Genomic DNA, 16,281 nt, shown 5'->3' with positions numbered 1-16,281 from the left:
GCAGGAGGCAGACGTGAGCGATCAACCCGGGGTCGTCGATCTTTTCATCATCGGCGGGGGGGTGAACGGCTGCGGCATCGCCCGCGACGCGGCGGGGCGGGGGCTTTCCGTGACCTTGGCCGAACAGGGGGATCTGGCGCAGGGGACCTCCTCGGCCTCGACCAAGCTGTTTCATGGCGGGCTGCGCTATCTCGAATTCTTCGAATTCCGTCTGGTGCGCGAGGCGCTGGAGGAACGCGAGACGCTTCTGGTCGCGATGCCGCATATTTCCTGGCCCTTGCGCTTCGTGCTGCCGGTGCATGCGGGGATCCGGTTCGACACGACAACGCCCACAAGCCGACTGTTGAACCTGATGTTCCCGTGGATGAAGGGGCGGCGTCCGGCGTGGCTGCTGCGGCTGGGGCTTTTTCTTTATGACAGCATGGGCGGGCGCAAGATCCTGCCGGGCACGCGCAAGCTGGATCTGACGCGCGACAAGATCGGCCGGGCGCTGAAGCCGGGGATGGGGCTGGCCTGGGAATATTCCGATTGCTGGGTCGATGATGCGCGGCTTGTGGTGCTGAATGCCCGCGATGCGCAGGCGCGGGGGGCCAATGTGCTGGTGGGCACCCGTGTCACCGCGGCGGCGCGGCAGGGTGATCTGTGGCGCATCGAGACCGAGGGGCCCGCGGGCAAGGCCGTGCATCTGGCCCGCGGTCTGGTCAATGCCGCCGGGCCCTGGGTCGGGCAGGTTCTGGGGCTGATCGAAGGGCCGAAACCCGCGGCGCAGGTGCGGCTGGTGCGCGGCAGTCATATCGTCACCCGCAGGCTGCACGACGATCCGCGGGCGCTGTTCCTGCAGGGATCGGACGGGCGGATCATCTTCATCATTCCCTATGAGCAGGATTTTTCCCTGATCGGCACCACCGAGGCCGCGCATGAGGCCGCCCCCGAGGCCGCGGCCTGTTCGGCGGCCGAGCGCGATTACCTGCTGGCCTTCGTCTCGCAATATCTGGCCAAGCCCGTCACCGCCCGGGATGTCGTCTGGTCCTATGCCGGGGTGCGGCCGCTTTATGACGATGGGGCGAGTTCCGCCACCGCGGCCTCGCGCGATTATGTGCTGGATCTGCAGGCCGGGGGGCCGGTTCTGCTCAATGTCTTTGGCGGCAAGATCACCACCTATCGCCGTCTGGCCGAGGCGGCCCTGGCGAAGCTGGCGCCGCATTTCCCCGGTCTTGGCCCGGACTGGACCGCCCGCGTGCCCTTGCCCGGGGGGGATTTCTTTCAGACCGGGGTCAAGGCGCTGATCGAGCGGTTGCGGGTGCGCTATGCCTTTCTGGGGCAGGCGGGGGCGGGGCGGATGGTGCGGGCTTATGGCACCGAGGCTTTCGCCATTCTGGGCGAGGCGAAGACCCGTGCCGATCTGGGCCGCGATTTCGGCGCAGGCCTCTCCGAGGCCGAGGTGATCTGGCTGATGGACCGCGAATGGGCGCGCCGGGCCGAGGATGTGGTCTGGAGGCGCACGAAACTGGGCCTGCGGCTGAGCGCCGATCAGATTGCGGTGCTTGACCGCTTCATGCTGGAACGGGGGGCGCGATGACACGGATTCTGGCGCTGGATCAGGGCACGACCTCGACCCGGGCGATTGTCTTTGATGCGGGCCTGCGCCCGCTGGCCACGGCAAGCCGCGAATTTCCGCAGATCTTTCCGGCGCCCGGCTGGGTCGAACATGACCCGGAGGCGATCTGGGCCACCGTGCTTTCCACGATCCGCGAGGCCTTGGCGCAGGCCGGTCCGGTGGCGGCGCTGGGCCTGACCAACCAGCGCGAGACCACGGTGATCTGGGACCGGGCAACGGGGGTGCCGCTCCACAATGCCATCGTCTGGCAGGACCGCCGCACCGCCGAGATTTGCGCCGATCTGCGCGCGGCGGGCCTTGAGGCGAGGATGACGGCGAAAACCGGCCTGCTGCTTGACCCGTATTTCTCGGGGACCAAGGTGAAATGGCTGCTCGACACGATCCCCGGCGCGCGGGAACGGGCCGAGCGCGGGGAACTGGCCTTTGGCACCATCGACAGTTTCCTGATCTGGCGGCTGACCGGCGGCCGGGTGCATGCGACCGATGCGACGAATGCCGCGCGGACGCTGCTTTACGACATCGGCCGCAATGCCTGGGACGCGGAAATCTGCGCGCTTCTGGGCGTACCCATGGCGCTTTTGCCCGAGGTGAAGGATTGCGCCGATGATTTCGGGGTGACGGATCCGGCGCTGTTCGGGGCCGCGATCCCGATCACCGGGGTGGCGGGCGATCAGCAGGCGGCGACGGTGGGGCAGGCCTGTTTCGCCCCCGGCATGCTGAAATCGACCTATGGCACCGGCTGTTTTGCGCTTTTGAACACCGGGGCTGCGCGGGTCGTGTCGCAAAACCGGCTTCTGACCACCATCGCCTATCGTCTGAACGGAGAGACCACCTATGCGCTGGAAGGCTCGATCTTCATTGCCGGGGCGGTGGTGCAATGGCTGCGCGACGGGCTGGGCCTGATCGCGCGGGCGGCAGAGACGCAAGATCTGGCCGAGGCCGCCGATCCGGCGCAGGATCTGGTGATCGTGCCCGCCTTTACCGGGCTGGGGGCGCCTTACTGGGCCCCCGATTGTCGCGGCGCCATCTATGGGCTGACCCGCAACACCGGGCCTGCCGAATTTGCCCGGGCGGCGCTTGAAAGCGTCGGGCTGCAGACGCGCGACCTGCTCGAGGCGATGCGGGCCGATTGGGGCGCGGCGGGGCAAAACGTGCTGCGCGTCGATGGCGGCATGGCGGCGAGCGACTGGACGATGCAATATCTGGCCGACATTCTGGGCGCGCCGGTTGATCGCCCGGTCATCACCGAAACCACGGCGCTCGGCGCGGCCTATCTGGCGGGGCTTGGCGCCGGGATCTGCCCGCCGCCTGCGGAGTTCGCGGCGCAGTGGGCGCTTGACCGCCGCTTCACCCCCGCGATGGCCGAGACGGAGCGGGCACGGAAACTGGCCCGCTGGCAGCGCGCGGTGGCGGCGACGCTCGCGGTCTGAGCCTTGGCAAGCCCCGTCGCGGCGGTTACGCTGCCGCGCAGCGACAGGGGGTGGAGATGAGTGACACAAGCACGATGCCGGACGCCGAGCAGATCGCGGCGCTGTTCACCGGGGCCGCGGGCTACCGCTTTGCGCGCTGGGGGCGGCCGATCGTGCCGGTGGTCTTTGGCGTCGATGCGGCGACGCTTGCCATCGTCAAGGGCGCGACCGAGGCGGTGGTGGTGCTCGCCAATGCCAAGATGGCCGAGACCGATGCCGAGATCGGCGCCAATCTGATGATCTTCTTCTTTCGCGACTGGCAGGAATTGCTGGAAGTTCCGAACCTGGATCAGATGATCGACGGGCTGTCCGATATCGTCGCGCGGCTCGATGATGCCGGGGCGAACCAGTTCCGCACCTTCCGCTTTGACGAGGCGGGCGCCATCCGCGCCTGTTTTTCCTTCATCCGCATGGATGCCGCGCTCGATGAGGTTCCGGCCGAAACCATCGCGCTCAATCAGGCGGTGCAGATGATCCTGACCTGGGGCGAGCGTGCCTTTGCCGCCCATCCGCCGCTGGCCGAGGCGAAGGGCGTGGCGGTGATCCGCCCGGAGATCGCGGCGGTGATCCGCGCCGCCTATGATCCGGTGCTGCCCGCTGTCGCGACGGATGCCAGCCATGCGTTGCGGCTGGCGGCGCGGATCGGCCTTGGGGGGGCGGCATGAGCCACGATTTCACCCTGCGCGTCTATTACGAAGACACCGATCTGGCGGGCATCGTCTATTACGCCAATTATCTGAAATTCATCGAACGCGGCCGCAGCGAATGGGTGCGCAGTCTGGGCGTCGATCAGCTGGCGCTGAAACGCGCTCACGGGCTGGTCTTTGCCGTGCGCCGGGTCGAGGCGGATTATCTGAAACCGGCGAAATATGATGACGAATTGCGGGTCACGACCGAGCTGATCGCCGAAACCGGGGCGCGGATCGTGCTGGATCAGGCGGTCTGGCGGGGCAATGACAAGCTTTTTACCGCGATGGTCACGCTGGTCTGTCTGACCGAAACCGGCGCCGCAGCGCGGCTTCCGGCCGAAATCCGGGCGAAGATCGCCCCAAAACTGCACTGATTTCGCTGCAAGGCAGCAATCAGGCCACAACAATGACGCAGTTGTTATGGCTTTACCCCTCAATATCCGGTAGAATCACTGCTAAGAGGCCCGAGAAACAGGCCCCGTATGAGAGCAGTGACCAATGGACCAGCAAACCCTTGCCATGGCGGCAGCGGCGCCGGAGATGGATTTCTCCTTGCTTGCGCTTTTCGTGCGCGCCTCGTTGACCGTGAAACTCGTGATGATCTTGCTTACCCTGGCCAGTTTCTGGTCCTGGTCGATCATGATCCGCAAGTATATCTCGTTCCGCGCCGCCCGCGCCGAGGCCGATGCCTTCGACCGCGCCTTCTGGTCGGGCGAGCCGCTTGACGAACTTTTCGACCAGATCGGCCCGGCCCCGGATGGCGCCTCCCAGCGCATCTTTGCCGCGGGCATGCTGGAATGGCGGCGCAGCCACCGCCATGACGGCGAGCTGATCACCGGGGCGCAGGCGCGCATCGAACGCTCGATGGATGTGGCGATCGCGAAGGAAGGCGAGGCGCTGAATTCGGGCCTGTCCTTCCTTGCCACCGTCGGCTCGACCGCGCCCTTTGTCGGGCTCTTCGGCACGGTCTGGGGGATCAAGGTCGCCTTCGAAGAAATCGCGATTTCGCAAAACACCTCGCTTGCCGTCGTCGCGCCGGGGATCTCCGAGGCGCTGGTGGCCACGGCGATCGGCCTTGTCGCCGCGATCCCGGCGGTCATCGCCTACAACAAGCTCTCGTCCGACGCCGACGAGATCACCTCGGGCTACGAGGCCTTCGCCGACGAATTCTCGACCATCCCGTCGCGCCAGCTGGACGCGTAAGCGATGGGCGCGGGGGTGATGAAAAAGGGCGGAGGCGGCAGCCGACGCCGCCGCGGCGGCAAGGGCAAACATGCCGTCATGGCCGAAATCAACGTCACGCCGATGGTCGACGTGATGCTGGTGCTGCTGATCATCTTCATGGTCGCGGCGCCGATGATGACCGTTGGGGTGCCGCTCGAGCTGCCGAAGACCGCCGCCAAGGCGGTGCCGACGGAACAGGAAGAGCCGCTGGCGATCTCGCTGCAGATTGACGGCACGATCTCGCTGATGAACGAACCCGTCCCCGAGGAGGATCTGGTGACCCGGCTGCGCGCGGTTTCGGCCGAGCGGGAAAGCGACAAGGTCTTCCTGCGCGCCGATGGCGGCATTCCCTATGCCCGCGTCGTCGAGATCATGGGCGCGCTGAACGCCGGGGGCTTTGCCAACATCATCCTGGTGACCGACCCGGGCGGGCCGACGCTGACCGGCGCCACGGCACAGCCGGGCGCGGCGGCCAAGACAGGGAACTGAGGCGCGCCATGCGCATGGATCGGGCGGAACGGATCGGCACGGGGGTCTCGGCGGCACTGCATGTCGCGGTGATCCTCTGGGCGATCATCGGCACGGCATGGTTCAAGCCCGAACCGAACGAGCCGGTCGAAATCAAACCGGCCGGGATGATCTCCGAGGCCGAATTTGCCGCGATGCAGGCGGCGGCGCCGAAGGCGGGCGGGGCAGCGGCCGCAGAGCCCGCCCCCGCGCAGCCCGAGGAACCGGCGGCAGAGCCCGCCCCCGAGGAACCCCCGGCCGAAGAGGCGCCGACCCCCGAGGCCGAGCCCGTCCGGCCGGTGCCGCCCGAACCCAAACCCGAGCCGCCGCCGGATCTCTCCGACGTGGAGCCGCCGACGCCGCCCGCCGAGGTGACCGAGGTGCCGCCCTCGATGATGCCGCCGGTCGAGGAACCGCAAGAGACCGACGCGCCCGATTTCTCGCCGCGGCCGCAGCCGAAACCGGCGCAGCGCGTGGCGCCGAAACCGGCCGAGGCCCCCGCGCCCGAGGTGAAAGTCTCGGAAACGGCCGAGCCGGAAACCAGGCCCGAGGAACAGCCGGAGCCCGAGAAACCGGCCGAAAAGCCGAAGGAACAGGCTGCCCCGCCCGAGGCCGCGACCGAGATCGTGCCCGAGGAGGCGAAGCCGGTCGAGGAAGAGACGACCTCGGCGCCGAAATCCTCGCCGCGGCCGCCGAAGAAACCGGCGAAGCCCGCGGTGAAGCCGCCTGAAAAGATCGAGACCGCCGAGGCGGAAGACACGCCTGCCGAGAAACCGGCCGAGAAGGCTGCCGAGAAACCGGCGGACAAACCGGCCGAGAAACCGGCGAAGCCGAAGTCGGACAAGCCCGCGAAACCGGCCAAGCCTGCCGCGTCGAAACCTGCCGGCGCGGATGCGGTGGCGGATGCCTTGGCCGAGGCGATGGGCGCGGAAAGCGACAGCGGCGCCGACACCGGCACCGGCGGGCTGGGCATCGCGAAGAACGGCCCCCCGGTGACGGCGGGCGAGAAAGAGGCGCTGATCGTCGATGTGAAGGCCTGCTGGAACGTCGGTGCGCTCTCGTCGGAGGCGATGCGGACCACGGTCACGGTGCGGGTCGACATGCAGGAGAACGGCAAGCCGGTGGTCAGCTCGATCAAGATGATCGAGGCCACGGGCGGGTCCGATGCGGCGGCGCGGCAGGCCTTTGAAGCGGCGCGGCGGGCGATCGTGCGCTGCGGTTCGGATGGCTTCCCGCTTCCGGCCGAGAAATTCGGCTGGTGGCAGCAGATCGAGATCGTCTTCAACCCGACGAAGATGCGAATGAAATAGCGGGCAACCGCGGGGCGGTCAGGCGCTTGTGATGACGGGCGGCTGAAAACACGGATAGAACAGGGCGCAAGGCCCGGACGAGGACGGAACATGGTGCGTTGGATTTTGGCCGCGACGGCGGCACTGATGCTGACAACGGGAATGGCGGCGGCCCAGCAGGGCCCGCTGCGCATCGAACTGGACGAGGGCGTGATCGAGCCCCTTCCCTATGCCTTGCCCACTTTCGTGGACGAGGGCGCGGGCAGTCTGGCCAGCCAGATCACCCGGGTGATCGCCGACGACCTGTCGGGCACTGGCCTGTTCCGCGAAATCCCCGAGGCCGCGCATATCCAGCGCTTCGGCAGCTTCGACACGCCGGTCAGCTATGCCGACTGGCAGGCGATCAACGCGCAGGCGCTGATCAACGGCTCGGTCGGCATGTCGGGCGGCAAGGTGGTGGTGAAATTCCGCCTCCATGACGTTTACGGCAACACCCAGCTGGGCGACGGCCAGCAGCTGGCGGCCAGCCCCCAAAGCTGGCGGCGGCTGGCGCACAAGGTCGCCGACGTGATCTATGCGCGCATCACCGGCGAAAGCGGCTATTTCGACAGCCGCGTCGTCTATGTCTCGGAAACCGGGCCGAAGGACCAGCGGCAGAAGCGGCTGGCGATCATGGATTACGACGGCGAGAACGTGAATTACCTGACCGACAGCTCGACCATCGTGCTGGCGCCCCGGTTCTCGCCGCAGGGCGATCGCATCCTTTACACCACCTTCGAGACCGGCTTTCCGCGCATCAAGATGATGTCGGTCGGCAATGCCGCGGGCAAGCTTCTGCCCGAAGTGCCGGGCACGATGACGTTTTCGCCGCGGTTCTCGCCCGATGGCGGCTCGATCGTCTATTCGCTGGAGCAGAACGGCAACACCGACCTCTACCGGATGTCGGTTTCGGGCGGCAGCGTCGAGCGGCTGACGAATTCCCCCGCGATCGAAACCGCGCCCTCCTACAGCCCGGACGGCAGCCAGATCGTCTTTGAAAGCGACCGGTCGGGGACGCAGCAGATCTATGTGATGTCGGCCAGCGGCGGCGAGCCGGTGCGGATCTCGAACGGCGACGGCCGCTACGGCACGCCGGTCTGGTCGCCGCGCGGCGATCTGATCGCCTTCACCAAGCAATCGGGCGGGCGTTTCTTCATCGGCGTGATGCGCACCGACGGCTCGGAGGAACGCGACCTGACGGCCTCTTATCTGGACGAGGGCCCGACCTGGGCGCCGAACGGCCGCGTGCTGATGTTCACCCGCGAAAGCCCCGGCGCGGCCGGGGGGGCGAAGATGTTCACGGTCGACATCACCGGGCGCAACCTGAAGGCGGTTGCCGGGGTGGGCGGGGCGTCGGACCCGACCTGGGGCCCGCTTCTGCCCTGATTCCCAAGCGCAGCCAAACCTGATACTGTGTGCCCAAAGGGCATAACCAACAAAAGGCGGTACAACATGCATCTTGCAACCAAAGCGGCATTCGGTCTGGCGATGATCGCGCTCGCGGCCTGCAACAACCCCTCGAAGAACGGCGCGAATGGCGTTGTCGATCCGGGCGGCGCCTATGGCGACGCGGGCGGCGTCTCGCAGGGCTCGATCAACGACCCGAATTCCCCGGCCTATTTCTCGGGCAAGGTGGGCGACACCGTGCGCTTCGTCGTCGACCAGTCGACCCTGACCGACGAGGCCCGCGCGACGCTTTCGGGGCAGGCGCAATGGCTCAACAGCCACGGCAACTATGCCGCGATCATCGAAGGCCATGCCGACGAACAGGGCACGCGCGAATACAACCTCGCCCTTGGCGCCCGTCGCGCCAGCTCGGTGCAGCAATATCTGATCTCGCAGGGCGTGCCCGCGACCCGGCTGCGCACCGTGTCCTATGGCAAGGAACGCCCGATCGCCACCTGCGCCTCGGAAAGCTGCTTCTCGCAGAACCGTCGCGCGGTCACCGTGATCTCGGTCGGCGCCGGGAGCTGAGGCAGATGCGGCGGGTGATGCTGGGGACGGCACTGGTGCTGGCGCTGGCCGCGCCCGCCTTTGCTGCCGACAAACAGACGCTGGCCGATATCCGCGCGGAACTCGCGCAGGTGTCGGCGCAGCTGCAGGAGCTGCGCAGCGAGCTGGTCGCCTCGGGGGCGAGCGGCCTGCAGGCGGCGGGCGGGGCTTCGGCGCTGCAGCGCATGGACACGATGGAGGCGGAGCTGACCCGCCTGACCGCGATGACCGAACAGCTCAAGGACCGGGTGGACAAGGTCGTCAAGGACGGCACCAACCGGGTGGGCGATCTGGAATTCCGCGTCTGCGAACTGGAAGAGGGCTGCGACCCCTCCAGCGTCGGGCAGGCGCAACCGCTGGGGGGGGCGGCCCCGGCGGCGGCGGCCGCCGCTCCGGCGGCTTCGGGCGGGGCGGCCTCGACGGGCGGCACCATGGCGATGAACGAACAAGCGGACTTCGATCGGGCCAAGGGGGTGCTCGATCAAGGTGACTTTCGCGCCGCTGCGGACCTCTTTAAGACCTTTGCCGAAACCTACCCGGGCGGCCCCCTGACCGGCGACGCGGGCTATCTTCGCGGCGAGGCGCTGATGAAGGCGGGCGATGTTCCGGGCGCACCCCGGGCCTGGCTGGACGGCTTCTCGGCCGAACCCGAGGGCAAGCGGGCGGCCGATGACCTGCTGGAACTGGGCAAGGCGCTTGGCACGCTGGGTCGGAAGACCGAGGCCTGCGCGACCCTGACCGAGGTTCCGGCGCGGTTTCCCGGCTCGGAAGCGCGGGGCAAGGTGGCTGCGGCGCAGGCGTCGCTTGGCTGCCCGTGACCGACCCTGACGCTCTGCGCGCGGCCTTGCTGCGCGGGGAGGTCCCGCCCGAGGACGGGCTTTTGCTGTGGGCCGCAGAGGCGGCGGTCGAGACTGTCCGCACCCGGATGACGGCGCCGCGGCTGGCGGTGGCGGTCTCGGGCGGATCGGATTCGCTGGCGACGCTGGTGCTCTTGTCGGCGCTGCATCCGGTCGCGGCGGTGACGGTGGATCACGGCCTGCGCCCCGAAGCTGCCGCCGAAGCCGAAGTCGTCGGGCAGTTTTGTGCCGAACGCGGCATTGACCACAGCATCTTGCGTTGGGATGGCCGCGGGGCCAGGGGCAATCTGATGGATGCGGCCCGTCGGGCGCGGCTGCGGCTGATCGGGGCCTGGGCGCAGGACCGCGGCATCGGCGCGGTGGCGCTGGGTCACACCGGCGACGACCAGGCCGAGACCTTCCTGATGCGGCTTGCGCGCGAGGCCGGGCTCGAGGGGCTCTCGGGCATGCGCGAAAGTTTCGAAAGCGAGGGGGTGCTGTGGTTCCGGCCGTTCCTGAGCCAGACCCGGGCGGAATTGCGCGGCCATCTGCAGCGGCAGGGGATCGGCTGGATCGAGGATCCCTCGAACGAGAACGACCGGTTCGACCGGGTCAAGGCGCGCAAGGCGCTGGCGGCGCTGGCGCCGCTGGGCATCACCGCGGGCAAGCTGTCGACGGTGGTGGGGCATCTGGCGATGGCCGAGCAATCGGTGCTGTGGTCGCTTGACCATCTGATCGCGGCGCATGTGCGCTTTGACGCCGGCGATGTGGTGATCGACGCGCAGGGGTTTCGCGATGCCTTCGACCCCGAGACCGGGCGGCGGCTGCTGAATGCGGCGCTGGTCTGGGTGTCGGGAAGCTATTATCCGCCGCGGGCGGTGCAGGTGATCGATGTTCTGACGACCTGGCGCACCCGGCGCGACCGCACGCTGCATGGCTGCCGCATTCTGGTTGGCGACGAGGCGATCCGCATCACCCGCGAGGCGCGGGCGGTGGCGGCGCTGCGCCTGCCCTTCGGTCAGGTCTGGGACGGCTGGCGGATCGAGGGGCCGGACCGGCCGGGGCTGATGCTGGCGGCCCTTGGCGCCGAGGGGCTGCGCCAGCTGGGCGAGGGCTGCAGCCGTGCCCGCCCGCGCGCCAGCCTGCTGGCCTCGCCCGCGGTCTGGCAGGGCGAAACGCTGCTGGCCGCGCCGGTTGCGGGCTGGAAAAACGGCTATGAGGCGCGTTTGGTGCGGCCAAGCTTCACATCCGCACTAATCAGACGTTGAACCTGCGCACTTAATCCCTATTTTCACACCAAAGGCACCGCACCCCATGCGGTGCCCTGTCATTCTTCGGAGGTTTCTCTTGGGCAATCTGCGCAACATCGCCTTCTGGGCCCTGCTGTTCGTGCTCATCCTGGTGCTGTTCAACCTGCTCGGCAGCGGGCAGGGTCCGCTCAATGCCCGGCAAGTGTCCTATTCCGACTTCATCGCCGCCGTGGACAAGGGCGACGTGAAGCAGGTGCAACTGGATGGCGAGGATGTGCGCTACCAGGACAGCAAGGGCGACAATTACTCGACCACAAAGGAAGGCACCGACGCCATCGCCGACAAGCTGGTGGCCAAGGGCATCACCGTCAATGTGGTCAAGCAGCAGCAATCGGGTCTGATGTCGATCCTGGGCGTCTGGCTGCCCTTCCTTGTCATGATCGGGCTTTGGGTCTTCTTCATGAACCGGATGCAGGGCGGCGGCAAAGGCGGCGCGATGGGCTTTGGCAAGTCCAAGGCCAAGCTTTTGACCGAAAAGCACGGCCGGGTGACCTTTGACGATGTCGCGGGCATCGACGAGGCCAAGGAAGAGCTTGAGGAAATCGTCGAATTCCTGCGCAACCCGCAGAAATTCAGCCGTCTGGGCGGCAAGATCCCGAAAGGCGCGCTGCTCGTTGGCCCGCCCGGCACCGGGAAAACCCTGCTGGCCCGCGCGATTGCCGGGGAAGCCGGTGTGCCCTTCTTCACCATCTCGGGCTCTGATTTCGTCGAGATGTTCGTGGGTGTCGGCGCCAGCCGTGTCCGTGACATGTTCGATCAGGCGAAGAAGAACGCGCCCTGCATCGTCTTCATCGACGAGATCGACGCCGTGGGCCGGGCCCGCGGCGTCGGCATCGGCGGCGGCAACGACGAACGCGAGCAGACGCTGAACCAGCTTCTGGTCGAGATGGACGGGTTCGAGGCGAACGAGGGGATCATCATCGTCGCGGCGACGAACCGCAAGGACGTGCTTGATCCGGCGCTGCTGCGTCCGGGCCGCTTCGACCGGCAGATCCATGTGCCGAACCCCGATATCAAGGGCCGCGAAAAGATCCTGTCGGTGCACGCGAACAAGATCCCGCGCGGGCCGGATGTCGATCTGCGCACCATCGCCCGCGGCACCCCCGGTTTCTCGGGTGCCGATCTGGCGAACCTGGTGAACGAGGCCGCGCTGATGGCCGCGCGGGTTGGGCGTCGCTTCGTGACGATGGAAGATTTCGAAAACGCCAAGGACAAGGTGATGATGGGGGTCGAGCGGCGCTCGATGGTGCTGACCCCCGAGCAGAAGGAAATGACCGCCTATCACGAGGCCGGGCATGCCGTCGTCGGCATGAAGCTGCCGAAATGCGACCCGGTCTACAAGGCGACGATCATTCCGCGCGGTCAGGCGCTGGGGATGGTGGTCAGCCTGCCCGAGATGGACCGGCTGAACTACCACAAGGACGAGGCCAAGCAGAAGATCGCCATGACCATGGCGGGCAAGGCGGCCGAGATCCTGAAATGGGGCGAAGAGGCCGTCTCGAACGGTCCGGCGGGCGACATCATGCAAGCCAGCGCGATCGCGCGGGCGATGGTGATGCGCTGGGGGATGTCGGACAAGGTCGGCAATATCGACTATTCCGAAGCGCATGAGGGCTATCAGGGCAATACCGCGGGCTTCTCGGTCTCGACCAAGACCAAGGAGCTGATCGAGGAAGAGGTCCGCATCCTGATCGAGAACGGCTATATCGAGGCGCGGCGCATCCTTGAGGAAAACATCGAGGAATGGGAACGGCTGGCGCAGGGTCTTCTGGAATATGAAACCCTGACCGGCGACGAGATCCGCAAGGTGATGGCGGGCGAGACGCTGGGCGGCGATGACGACCGGCCCTCGGGCAGCCTGCCCACGGTGACCTCGTTGCCGCGCACGAAACCCGTGGCCAAGCCCGGCATCGCGCCCGAACCGAATGCCTGAACCGAACGCCTGAGGCGTTCGCGACAGATCCGACCATCAGGCCTGCGCCGGGGAACCGGCGCAGGTTTTTTCTGCGATCAAAGCAGGAAGTTGTCCGCCACGGGCATCGGCAGATCGCTGCCCGACAGGGTCAGGGCGAAATCGGCCACCCGGTCGCCGTCGAGATCGGCCAGCGCCCGCCACCCGTCTGCGCCGCCGACGACGCGCAATTCCGCCCCTGCGCCGGTGAAGGCCTTGGTGCCGAGGAAGGTGAAGGCGGCATCCCCCGGCGCATTGCGGTTCGCGTCGATGCCGGAAAGATCGATCCGGTCGCCCTCGGCGCCCTTGAAATCGGTGATCTTGTCAAAGCCCGCCCCGGCGCCGCTGTCGGAGACGGTGGCGAAGACGAACCGATCGGCGCCGAAGCCGCCGGTCAGCAGATCGGAGCCGCGCCCCGAGATCAGCACGTCATCGCCCGCATCCCCCGCCAGCGTGTCGTTGCCGTCGCCGCCGTCGATCCGGTCATTGCCGCTGTTGCCGTTGATCCGGTCGGTGCCAAGACCGCCGGTCACGGTGTCATTGCCGTTGCCCGCCTGGATCACATCGCGGCCGATGCCGCCATCCAGAAGGTCGTTGCCATTGCCGCCCTGCAGCGTGTCATCGCCCCGTCCGCCCAGCGCGGTGTCGTTGCCGCCGCCCATCGACAGCAGGTCGTTGCCCAGCCCGCCGTCAAAGAAATTGGCGTTGCCCCCCTGCGCCAGATCGGTGACCACCGAGTCGAACAGCTTGTCATCATTGGCGCTGCCGACGATGTCGAAGAAGCCGGTGATGCGATCGCCCTCGGCATCCCCGCCGGTGCCGCGTGTCGTGGCGCCGTAGCTCAGGACCACCCGAACCCCGGCGGAGGATTGCGCGTAGCTGAGCAGGTCGCCCGCATTCGCGCCCCCGTCCAGTACATCGGCGCCGGTGCCGCCGGTGATCGTGTCCCGGCCGCTGCCGCCCAGGATCGTGTCATTGTCCGCATTGCCGAACAGCAGGTCGTTGCCGGTATCGCCCAGGATCTCGTCGTTGCCGCTGCCGCCATAGATGGAATCGTCGCCCTCGGCCCCGTCCAGCGTGTCCGCGCCGCCCAGGCCATAGGTGTTCTCGTCGCCGAGAAGCTGGTTGCCGAGTTCGTTGCCGCGGATCCAGTCATCGCCCCCGGCGCCGCGGGCATTCTCGATCCGCCCGAGCACGATCAGCTCTGCGGCGATGTCATTGTCGACAAAGATCGATTCGGCCTCGGTGCTGAGACCGCGCACCGACCACCACGAGAGGCTGATCGCGGCGCCATCATGGGAATTGCGCAGCATCAGCCAGTCAAGCCCCGTGCCGTCATCGCTCAGCGTGACGGTTTTCCCGCCGCTGACAAGATCTTCGACATAATAAATATTGTCCGTCATTCCGGCCCTGCCTGTTTGTTGGTCGCAAGATGAGGCGCAACCTTGTCAATCTGCGGTTGCCGGGCAAGCTTAATTTCCGCGGCCTTTCAGGGCCACGGGGAAATGGTGCCATCTTGCGCAGGCGGGGCGGATTCGGGCATTGCGGCGTCGCAAATGCGGACTGCCCCCGGGGACGCAGCGGCTAGCTTGCCGAGGCAGGGCGGGCGCCGCGTGCGAAGCCACGAAAGGAGAGGATCGCATGGCCGTCAGAACCGATATCGAGATCGCCCGGGCGGCGGAAAAGCGGCCGATCCCCGAGATCGCCGCCAAGCTGGACATCCCCGAGGCGGCGCTGATCCCCCATGGCCGCGACAAGGCCAAGATCGAGGCCGATTTCCTGGCCGGGCTGCGCGACCGGCCGATGGGGCGGCTGATTCTGGTGACGGCCGTCAACCCGACCCCCGCGGGCGAGGGCAAGACGACGACCACGGTGGGCCTTGGCGATGCGCTGGCGCATCTGGGCCACCGGGCGGCGATCTGCCTGCGCGAGGCCTCGCTGGGTCCGAATTTCGGCATGAAGGGCGGCGCGGCGGGGGGCGGGCTGTCGCAGGTGCTGCCGATGGAAGACATCAACCTGCATTTCACCGGCGATTTCCACGCCATCACCGCGGCGCACAATCTGTTGGCGGCGATGATCGACAACCACCTCCATTGGGGCAATGCGCTGCAGATCGACCCGCGCCGCATCGTCTGGCGGCGGGTGATGGACATGAACGACCGCGCCCTGCGCGAGGTGGTGGTGGGGCTGGGCGGGGCCGCGAACGGGGTTCCGCGCCAGACCGGCTTCGACATCACGGTGGCGTCGGAGGTCATGGCCTGTCTGTGTCTGGCCGAGGATCTGGCCGATCTGCAGGACCGTCTGGGCCGGATCGTCGTCGCCTACCGGGCCGACAAGACCGCGGTGACCTGCCGAGAGCTTGGCGCGGATGGCGCGATGGTGGTGCTGCTGAAGGATGCGTTGCAGCCGAACCTCGTGCAGACGATCGCCCACACGCCCGCCTTCGTGCATGGCGGGCCCTTTGCCAATATCGCGCATGGCTGCAATTCGGTCATCGCCACGAAGACCGCGCTGCGGCTGGCCGATTACGTGGTGACCGAGGCGGGGTTTGGCGCCGATCTGGGGGCGGAGAAGTTCTTCGACATCAAATGCCGCAAGGCCGGGTTGGCGCCCGCCGCGGCGGTGATCGTGGCCACGGTGCGGGCGATGAAGATGCATGGCGGTGTCGCGCGCGAGGATCTGGGCCGCGAGGATGTGGGCGCGGTGCAGCGCGGCTGTGCCAACCTGGCCCGTCACATCGCCAATACCCGCGGCTTCGGCGTGCCGGTGGTGGTGGCGATCAATGCCTTTGACGCCGATACCCCGGCCGAGGTCGCGGCGATTGTCGATGCGGCCGCGGGTCTTGGCGTTTCCGCGATCCCCTGTCGGCACTGGTCCGAGGGCGGGCCGGGGGCTGCCGATCTGGCGCGCAAGGTGGTGGAGCTGTGCGATACGGACAGCCGTTTTGCACCGCTTTACCCCGACGACATCGGGCTTTTCGACAAGATCGAGACGATCGCGCGGCGCATCTATCATGCCGAAGCGGTGACCGCGGACAAGGCCGTGCTGGCGCAGCTCGCCGCCTGGGAGGCGGCGGGGCATGGTTCGCTGCCGATCTGCATGGCGAAGACGCAATATTCCTTTTCCGCCGATCCCGCGCTGCGCGGTGCCCCCACGGGGCATGTGATCCCGCTGCGCGAGGTGCGGCTGGCGGCGGGCGCGGGCTTCGTAGTGGCGATCTGCGGCGAGATCATGACGATGCCGGGCCTGCCCCGGCATCCGGCGGCAGAGACGATCCGCCTTGATGCCGCAGGCGAGATTCAGGGGTTGTTCTGAGGCGGGGTTGAGAAGCGGGCGACAAGGTGCGATAGGAGCAGG

At 67.4% G+C, this 16,281-nt stretch carries 14 protein-coding genes; 13 read left to right on the top strand and 1 reads right to left on the bottom strand.

Annotated elements, in window-relative coordinates; translation table 11 throughout:
* The first annotated feature begins 13 nt into the window (after window positions 1-13).
* From glpD to ftsH, 12 genes are all read left to right on the top strand, one after another.
* A complete protein-coding gene (gene glpD / locus RCAP_RS15825; protein WP_013068900.1) occupies window positions 14-1,579 on the top strand; it encodes a glycerol-3-phosphate dehydrogenase in 1,566 nt (521 codons plus the stop codon).
* Window positions 1,576-3,048: a glycerol kinase GlpK gene (gene glpK / locus RCAP_RS15820; RefSeq protein WP_013068899.1), complete on the top strand. Its 1,473-nt coding sequence runs from the start codon at window positions 1,576-1,578 to the stop codon at window positions 3,046-3,048. Before glpD ends, glpK begins: the two co-directional genes overlap by 4 nt.
* 56 nt (window positions 3,049-3,104) lie before the next feature.
* On the top strand, window positions 3,105-3,752 hold the full coding sequence (locus tag RCAP_RS15815; protein ID WP_023923654.1) for a hypothetical protein: 648 nt from the start codon (window positions 3,105-3,107) through the stop codon (window positions 3,750-3,752).
* Window positions 3,749-4,150 (top strand): tol-pal system-associated acyl-CoA thioesterase, encoded by a 402-nt coding sequence (gene ybgC, locus RCAP_RS15810; RefSeq protein WP_013068897.1) that lies wholly within the window; start codon window positions 3,749-3,751, stop codon window positions 4,148-4,150. The genes RCAP_RS15815 and ybgC overlap by 4 nt, the downstream gene beginning before the upstream one ends.
* Window positions 4,151-4,274: 124 nt before the next feature.
* Window positions 4,275-4,979, top strand: a complete 705-nt coding sequence (tolQ, locus tag RCAP_RS15805; RefSeq protein WP_013068896.1) for a protein TolQ — start codon at window positions 4,275-4,277, stop codon at window positions 4,977-4,979.
* 3 nt (window positions 4,980-4,982) lie between these two features.
* Entirely contained in the window at window positions 4,983-5,489 is a 507-nt protein-coding gene (locus RCAP_RS15800) for an ExbD/TolR family protein (protein WP_013068895.1), read from the top strand.
* An 8-nt stretch (window positions 5,490-5,497) separates the two neighbouring features.
* Window positions 5,498-6,817: a hypothetical protein gene (locus RCAP_RS15795; RefSeq protein WP_013068894.1), complete on the top strand. Its 1,320-nt coding sequence runs from the start codon at window positions 5,498-5,500 to the stop codon at window positions 6,815-6,817.
* A 90-nt stretch (window positions 6,818-6,907) separates the two neighbouring features.
* Entirely contained in the window at window positions 6,908-8,221 is a 1,314-nt protein-coding gene (gene tolB / locus RCAP_RS15790; RefSeq protein WP_013068893.1) for a Tol-Pal system beta propeller repeat protein TolB, read from the top strand.
* Window positions 8,222-8,287: 66 nt separating this feature from the next.
* The gene (pal, locus tag RCAP_RS15785) at window positions 8,288-8,809 is read left to right on the top strand and encodes a peptidoglycan-associated lipoprotein Pal (protein WP_013068892.1); all 522 of its coding nucleotides are present in this window, start codon (window positions 8,288-8,290) and stop codon (window positions 8,807-8,809) included.
* Between the two features lie 5 nt (window positions 8,810-8,814).
* Window positions 8,815-9,645: a tol-pal system protein YbgF gene (ybgF, locus tag RCAP_RS15780; RefSeq protein WP_013068891.1), complete on the top strand. Its 831-nt coding sequence runs from the start codon at window positions 8,815-8,817 to the stop codon at window positions 9,643-9,645.
* Window positions 9,642-10,931, top strand: coding sequence for a tRNA lysidine(34) synthetase TilS (gene tilS, locus RCAP_RS20085; RefSeq protein ID WP_013068890.1), 1,290 nt, complete (start codon window positions 9,642-9,644; stop codon window positions 10,929-10,931). Before ybgF ends, tilS begins: the two co-directional genes overlap by 4 nt.
* Window positions 10,932-11,010: 79 nt before the next feature.
* Window positions 11,011-12,906 (top strand): ATP-dependent zinc metalloprotease FtsH, encoded by a 1,896-nt coding sequence (gene ftsH, locus RCAP_RS15770; protein ID WP_013068889.1) that lies wholly within the window; start codon window positions 11,011-11,013, stop codon window positions 12,904-12,906.
* A 77-nt stretch (window positions 12,907-12,983) separates the two neighbouring features.
* Here the strand turns inward: ftsH and RCAP_RS15765 are convergent, their stop codons facing one another.
* On the bottom strand, window positions 12,984-14,327 hold the full coding sequence (locus tag RCAP_RS15765) for a calcium-binding protein (protein WP_013068888.1): 1,344 nt from the start codon (window positions 14,325-14,327) through the stop codon (window positions 12,984-12,986).
* 238 nt (window positions 14,328-14,565) lie between these two features.
* Here RCAP_RS15765 and RCAP_RS15760 point away from each other — a divergent pair, with 238 nt between their 5' ends.
* Window positions 14,566-16,239, top strand: coding sequence for a formate--tetrahydrofolate ligase (locus tag RCAP_RS15760; protein WP_013068887.1), 1,674 nt, complete (start codon window positions 14,566-14,568; stop codon window positions 16,237-16,239).
* Window positions 16,240-16,281: the final 42 nt, after the last annotated feature.

Source organism: Rhodobacter capsulatus SB 1003 (assembly GCF_000021865.1).
In the GTDB taxonomy this organism is placed as follows: Bacteria; Pseudomonadota; Alphaproteobacteria; order Rhodobacterales; family Rhodobacteraceae; genus Rhodobacter; species Rhodobacter capsulatus_B.
Note: the sequence above shows the minus strand (reverse complement) of the source record. Positions and strands in the feature narration are given on the sequence as shown.